Origin of the sequence: Pyramidobacter sp. C12-8, from assembly GCF_002007215.1 — a bacterium.
Lineage (GTDB): Bacteria > Synergistota > Synergistia > Synergistales > Dethiosulfovibrionaceae > Pyramidobacter.
The window spans coordinates 148,748-155,325 of sequence record NZ_MUHX01000001.1; the positions used below are offsets into that span (position 1 = coordinate 148,748).

6 protein-coding genes are annotated in these 6,578 nt (G+C 59.6%); 5 read left to right on the forward strand and 1 reads right to left on the reverse strand.

Annotation, left to right across the window (positions count from 1 at the left end; genetic code table 11):
- The first annotated feature begins 227 nt into the window (after positions 1-227).
- From B0D78_RS00635 to B0D78_RS00650, 4 genes are all read left to right on the forward strand, one after another.
- A complete protein-coding gene (locus B0D78_RS00635; RefSeq protein WP_078015056.1) occupies positions 228-902 on the forward strand; it encodes a class I SAM-dependent methyltransferase in 675 nt (224 codons plus the stop codon).
- Positions 903-982: 80 nt separating this feature from the next.
- Positions 983-2,161: a DUF819 family protein gene (locus B0D78_RS00640; RefSeq protein ID WP_078015057.1), complete on the forward strand. Its 1,179-nt coding sequence runs from the start codon at positions 983-985 to the stop codon at positions 2,159-2,161.
- Between the two features lie 67 nt (positions 2,162-2,228).
- Positions 2,229-3,620 carry a transglutaminase-like domain-containing protein gene (locus B0D78_RS00645; RefSeq protein WP_078015058.1) on the forward strand — a complete coding sequence of 464 codons (1,392 nt, stop codon included), beginning with the start codon at positions 2,229-2,231 and terminating at the stop codon, positions 3,618-3,620.
- 130 nt (positions 3,621-3,750) lie between these two features.
- The gene (locus tag B0D78_RS00650) at positions 3,751-5,154 is read left to right on the forward strand and encodes an SH3 domain-containing C40 family peptidase (protein ID WP_158606215.1); all 1,404 of its coding nucleotides are present in this window, start codon (positions 3,751-3,753) and stop codon (positions 5,152-5,154) included.
- A gap of 75 nt (positions 5,155-5,229) precedes the next feature.
- Here B0D78_RS00650 and B0D78_RS00655 read toward each other — a convergent pair whose 3' ends face one another.
- Complete coding sequence (locus B0D78_RS00655; protein WP_078015060.1) at positions 5,230-5,676, reverse strand: GNAT family N-acetyltransferase; 447 nt, start codon at positions 5,674-5,676, stop codon at positions 5,230-5,232.
- A gap of 370 nt (positions 5,677-6,046) precedes the next feature.
- Here B0D78_RS00655 and B0D78_RS13445 point away from each other — a divergent pair, with 370 nt between their 5' ends.
- Entirely contained in the window at positions 6,047-6,181 is a 135-nt protein-coding gene (locus tag B0D78_RS13445; protein ID WP_256385738.1) for a hypothetical protein, read from the forward strand.
- Positions 6,182-6,578: the final 397 nt, after the last annotated feature.

Genomic DNA, 6,578 nt, shown 5'->3' on the forward strand with positions numbered 1-6,578 from the left:
TTTCCGAGCGGAAGAAGGCACAATACAGTGTCCGGGTCACCTCTTGGTAACGGAGGCTTCCGCGCCGGGCGTCGCGTTTTTGTTTATTGCGCTCTTGCCTTTGAAAAGATATAATCATTGAAGCCATGGCAAGCGGACAAAACCCCGCGGCGCGGAGCCGCCTCGCGCGTCCCCGGCGTGAAGTGGAACGGATGACCGCATGGGGAGGATCTGGAAAGGGAGGACCGATGAAAAAGAATTACTATGCCGAGAACCTCAATTCTCAGAAATTGTATCAGGTATATGAGACCTCTCTCCCGCGGATAAAGCAATATCTTGAAGCGGAGATCGAGTTTGTCAGAACGCGGCTGTCCGGGCGCGAGCGCGTTCTGGAGCTCGGCGCCGGGTATGGGCGAATTGTAAAAGAGCTTGCTCCTTGCTGCGCCTCTATCGTCGGTATGGATATCTCGGAAGAGAACGTCAAATTGGGAAAACGGTACGTGAAGGATTTCCCCAATGCGGACATGGTGGTGATGGACGTACACGACATGAGTTTCGACCGTCAGTTCGACGTCGTGCTCTGTTTGCAGAACGGCCTTTCCGCGATGAGAGCCGACGATAGGGTCATTAAGGATATCATCGGTTTGCTGGCTCCCGGAGGCGCGGCCTATTTCAGCAGCTACAGCGCGAAGTTCTGGGATTTCCGCCTGAAATGGTTTGAGGAGCAGGCTTCCAAAGGACTGCTGGGAGCGATCGATCCCGAAAGGACGAAAGACGGCGTTATCGTTTGCGCGGACGGGTTCAAAGCGGTGACTCACACGCCCGATGATTTTGAGAGGATCGGAGCGGCTTCCGGCTTCCCCTATCAGGTGACGGAAGTGGACGATTCCAGCGTTTTTCTGATAATTCACAAGACGTCATAAAACTGCGGCGGCGGAAGCGGGCGTCTTTGTTTTGCCGTCGTCTATGACATGAGATTTTTATTTAATAAGGGGGAAGAAAAATGTTGATTACCAGCGGATTTACCTATGTGGCGTTCCTCGTGTTCTTCGCCGGACTGCTCGTGTGGTGCCAGAAAGCGACCAACTGGAAAATCTTCGATTTCGTGCCGCCGATCGTCATGGTCTATCTGTTCAACATGCTCTTCTGCACGGTCGGCCTGTGGGACATGAAGGCCACGGCGCCGGCCTATTCGGCGGTGAAGAACAATCTGCTGTACGGCATGATCTTCGTGATGCTGCTGCGCTGCGACATCCGCAAGATGGTCAAGATCGGGCCGCGCATGCTGGCGATCTTCTTCTGCTGCGCCTTTACGATCATGGCCGGCTTTGTGGCGGCGTACGTGATGTTCAAGAGCAGGATCGGCGCCGAATCCTGGCGCGCCATGGGCGCTCTGTGCGCCTCGTGGATCGGCGGCTCGGCCAACATGGCGGCGCTGCAGGGCGCGCTGGAGGTGCCGGAGGGCGATTACGCCTGCGCGCTGATCGTCGACACGATCTATTACTCGGTCTGGATCGCGCTGCTGCTGATGGCGGTGCCGCTCGAGAAGGCGTGGAACCGTTTCTGCAACGCGCGCACGGTGACGTTCGAAGAGGCGGAAGACGCTCAGAAGGCCGCCGAGGAAGGCACGGCGAAGATGAGCGGCGCCACGCTCACCATCCTGCTCGGCCTGTCGCTGATGGTTTCGGCGCTGTCGCAGGTGGCGGGCAAGTACGTGGCCGGCCTGATGCCCGGCATGCTCAAGGATGTGTTCAACGGCTCCACCTGCACGATGCTGATCGTCACGGCGCTCGGCCTGCTCGCGGCGCTGTCGCCGATCGGGCGCATCGCCGGCGCCGACGCGCTGTCGACGATGTACCTTTACGCCGTCATCTCGCTGTTGGCTTCCCGCGCCGGACTGAACGAACTGCTCGACGCGCCGATGTGGCTGATGGCCGGGCTGTTCGTGTTCATCGTCCACATCGTCGCCATGGTGATCTTCTCGAAGCTGTTCCACTTCGACCTGTGCATGGTCTCCACGGCGTCGCTGGCCAACATCGGCGGCGCGGCCTCGGCCCCGATCGTGGCGGCAGCCTACAATCCCGGCTATACCGCTATCGGCGTGGTCATGGGCGTGATCGGCGCCGCGGCGGGCAACATTCTCGGCTTTGCGGCCGCGTATCTGATGAAAATGTTCGCGTGATAACAACGAAAAACGGCGCAGCCCCGTCCCCGCGGCGGGGCTGTTTTTGACGGAACGGAGGATCTGAATGGAACTGAACGGAAATTTTCACGCGCTTCACGCCGGCCTGCCGGAGGATGTTCGGCGCATGAAGGAACACGGGGATTTCGAAGGCGCTCTGGCGGCGATCGAGCGGCGTCTGGCTTGCGGGAATATGCCGGCGGAGATGCGGTACGCCCTGACGGCGCAGGCGGAGATGATCCGCCGCCTGCCGGGGAACTTCCCTTACCGCCGCGACGAGGCGCTGGAGTTGGTGCGGGCGCATATCGCCGATTTCGGCGCTGACGAGTTCGATGAGATGGTCCGCGACGGGCGCGTCGAATGGATCTACGTGAACGGCGAACCGCGCTATTTCGGGCGTTTTTTCGAGACGCTCTGCAAGGTGGACGCGCGTTTTGCCGCGCGGGCGGGCGTCGTCCCCGCCGGAACCGAGCCGCCGGACGAAAACGGCGAGTCGCGGCTCGACCGCGCCGCGCGCCTGATGCGCGAGAAGGGGAGCATGGCGGTGCGCTTTCGCTGCCGCGCTTCGCTGCGCGTCAAAGACGAGCTGTTCCGCCCCGGCATGAAGGTGAGCGCGGCGCTGCCATTGCCCTGCGCCTGTCCTTCCCAGAGCGGCGTTGCGATCGACTTGGTCTCGCCGCAGCCGTCGCTGCTCGCGCCGGAGGACGCGCCGCAGCGCGTCGTCGTCTGGAACGAGACGATGGAGTGGAATCACGATTTTTCCGTGGAGTTCTCGTTCACGCGCCGTCAAAACTTTGTCGATCTGTCCCGGCCGCCGCAGCAGCCCCGCGGCGAGGCTCCGCAGCTGGACGACACGGCCGAACTGCCGCCGCACGTGCTCTTTACGCCTTTCATGAAGAGTCTGGCGCGCGAGATCGCCGGCGGCGCCGAAACGGCGCTGGAAAAAGCGCGGCGTTTTTACGATTTCATCACGCTGAACGTGAAGTATCGCTTCATGCCCGATTATTTCTGCCTCGAGGACATCGCCGCCAGCTGTGCCCGCAACCTGACGGGCGACTGCGGCGTGCAGGCGCTGCTGCTGATCGCCCTGTGCCGGGTGTCGGGCATACCGGCGCGCTGGGAAAGCGGCTGGGTGACGCGGCCGAACTTCTGCAGCGGACACGACTGGATGATGTTCTACGCGCCTCCGTTCGGCTGGCTGTACGCCGATCCGTCCTTCGGCGGCGGCGCGGCGCGCGACGGAAACGAGGCGCGGCGGCAGTTTTATTTCGGCCATCTCGACCCGTGGCGCATGGCGGCCAACACGGCCTTTCAGGCGGATTTTCCCGTGCCGTGGGAAGGCTGGCGCTGCGATCCGTACGACAACCAGTCGGGCGAAATGCTCTGCGACGGGCGCGGTCTGCGCTGGTATGAGTTCACGAGCGCGAAAGAGGTCGTTTCCTGCGAGGAGTTGGAGTAATTCTGTTTCTTTGTTAAAAGACCACGCTCAGCAAAATGTGGTAATGCTTTCTATCGAAAATCAGTATAAAATAGATCGCGCGGACTTCATGCTCGTCCGCGCGATCCGTCTTTTAAAGGAGTTTTCGATCATGATGAGATTTGATATGCTTGGCGGCGTTTCGCTGCTGCTGGCTTTGCTGGCTGCGCCGGCGGCGGCGCGCCCGGCGCTGAACCTGACGGGCGAACGCATCGCCGATCTGGACGAACTTTCTCAGGTGCCGTCGTCGTATCTGCGCGGCGCGCTGAACGTGCGCTGGCTTGACGGAAAAAAACAGCACGAACTGGCCGCGGCGGCCATGGCGAAATTTTTTGCGCCGTGGCGCGGCGGCGCCGTGGACGATCCTCTCGTTTCCGGATGGGGCTTCGACGTGCTCGACGCGCCGCGCTGGGGCGAAAATCTGCGGCCGCTGACGGAGGAGAAAAAGATAGCCCTGCGCGGGCAGGCCGCCATGGATCGTTTCCCCTCCATGGACCGCGCCGCCGTCGCCGTCGTCAACACCAGCGCCCGGGCGCTGCCCACGGGACGTCCCGCTCTCGCCGATCCCGCCGCCGCCGGCGAAGGCTTCCCGTTCGATTACATGCAGTGCGGCGCCGTTTGGGCCGGCACGCCGCTGCGCGTGAAACACGCCGACCGCAGCGGCGCCTGGTATCTGTGCGAGTCCGGGCTGTTTTCCGGCTGGATCAGAGCCGCCGACGTGGCGCTGGCGGGGCGTTCGTTCATGGAGAAGTACGACACCGGCCGTTACGGCGTGATCGTGGCCGACGACACGCCGTTGCGCGACGCCAAGGGGCGCACTTTGGCCGTCGTTCACGCGGGCGCGATTTTCCCCGCGGCGGCGGAGCGCGACGGCATGCTGGTGCTGAACGTGCCCGTGCGCACCGCAAGCGGCACGGCAAGGATCGCTCATGCCTGTGCCGCCGCCGGAGCGGCGCAGCGTTGGCCGCTGCCGATGGACGCCGCCGGCGTCGGCGCTCTGGCCGACCGCTTCATGGGCGTGAATTACGGCTGGGGCGGCCTGTTCGAAGACCGCGATTGCTCGGCCACCATGCACGATCTGTTCCTGCCTTTCGGCATCGGCCTGCCGCACCACAGTTCCTTGCAGGCGAAGTGCGGCGTTTTCGTCGATTTGACCGGAAAGAGCAACGAGGAAAAACTGAAGATCATCCGCGCGCGCGGCGTCCCCTTCCGCACGCTGGTCGGCATGAAAGGGCATGTGGCCCTGTTCGTCGGGCTGTCGCCCCAGGGCGAGCCGGCGATCCTGCACAACCTGTGGGGCGTGCGGCTGGCGTCGGAGGACGATCCCGATCTGAGCGGGCGCATCGTGGTCGGCCGCGTTGTCGTCACCACGCTCCGCCCCGGCGTCGAGCGCCGCGGCATGGTTGCGCCCGGCGGACTGCTCGACCGCGTCACCACGCTGACCTTCTTGCCGGGCTTCGAGCCGGCGGAGAAGGGCTTGGGGGACGATCTTCAAAAAGAAAAACGGCGGCTTTGATCGTTATTTCAAAACCGCCGTGAGGCTGCCGTATTTCGTTCAGGCGCCTAAACCGGCCGACGCAACGACGGCTCTTTATAGATCCCTTTTCAAGTAAATCATATCGATCAGCTGTCGACCATCTTCATATATGGGGTGGTCATAATTCTCTACAAAGAAATTTTTGACGATGTGTGATCTTACAAATCCGCATCTTTCGTAGAAACGAAGTATCGCAGGAGTGTCGCCTGTCCCTGCGTATAACTCGCCGCCAGGCTCCTTGTAGTGATCAACGATAAAAGCAATGAGCTTTTGCCCATATCCTTTCCGTTGGTATTCAGGAACGGTAACGATATTTTTAAGCTCGTATCTCCCTGCGTGCTCTTGCGTAACGACACAGATCGCCCTTACGTCGTCGTCGCATAAAGCAAACATGTCGCCGCGCTGCAAATATTTTTCTATCATATGGATCTGTTCGTCCGCGATCAGCAGAAGTTCCATATACTTTGTTTTATCGCTATCATCGATTTTTACGATTTTCATGTGCCGTTTTCCCTTTCCGCTTCTCTGCTATCGTTACAGATCCATTATATCATCTGCACTTTCATGAGAAATCCTCGTCTGGCAAACGTCTTGTATCGCCCGCATCTGATCGAAACCTGCGGCACGGGGCCGATGGAGAGCCGCGGATGTTACGCCGGCTTCACTCCTCCTCCCCCCGATCGGGCCGACGCCCCCGCCGCAGCGAAAGGATCCGGCGTCAGTCGATCGTCGTCGTTTTTGAGGCAGCGGCCGCGGCGACGCGTTGGGAACTTCAGAGCGTTTTTGGAATTTCCGCGATTACCGCGGTCGCGACGCTGCGCGCGCAGTGCGAAGCGGCAGGATGACTGCCGCTGACGGAGGAGAATCGGTCGTGCGCGACTTCCTGAAGGAAAAAGAAGCTTTGGAAAATCAAGTCACGCTGAAAGAGATCTGTCGCTTTGGGCTGAAAGTCTTGGCGGTCATCATGCTGTTTATCTTGGGAGTTCAGTCCTTTCTGAAGGGCTGATGCATTGGGTAAATTTTCAGAGTAAATGCAACCTCGTCAAAGTAAATGCGACGGGGTTGCATTTACTTTGACAGGACAAAAGCAGCAAGCAGTCATTACGAACACATAATAACGATCAAGATTGCGCTAACGGAACAAATTCAAGGGGATGAAAAGCTGTTACGAGGAAATTGTCCGAAAAAAGTGCATACAAAAGTGATCCTCAACTGAAAGCAAAATTTTCAGTTCAGAGTTAATGCAATCAAGAAATTAAAAAGGAGCCGTTATTTACCGGCGAGAAGAGTCCGCTTTAAACAGATATCCTGTGGCGGAATAAGTTCGAGTCCGAGTAAATGCAATACATCCTCGCCATACAGGTTGATAAAGATCTCTGCAGGAGATTTTCCGTTAAATTTTT

What these genes read in the sequence shown, in the direction of transcription:
- B0D78_RS00635 (WP_078015056.1), top strand. Translation starts at nt 228, where the DNA reads ATGAAAAAGAATTACTATGCCGAGAACCTCAATTCTCAGAAATTGTAT.
- B0D78_RS00640 (WP_078015057.1), top strand. Translation starts at nt 983, where the DNA reads ATGTTGATTACCAGCGGATTTACCTATGTGGCGTTCCTCGTGTTCTTC.
- B0D78_RS00645 (WP_078015058.1), top strand. Translation starts at nt 2,229, where the DNA reads ATGGAACTGAACGGAAATTTTCACGCGCTTCACGCCGGCCTGCCGGAG.
- B0D78_RS00650 (WP_158606215.1), top strand. Translation starts at nt 3,751, where the DNA reads ATGATGAGATTTGATATGCTTGGCGGCGTTTCGCTGCTGCTGGCTTTG.
- B0D78_RS00655 (WP_078015060.1), bottom strand. Translation starts at nt 5,676, where the DNA reads ATGAAAATCGTAAAAATCGATGATAGCGATAAAACAAAGTATATGGAA.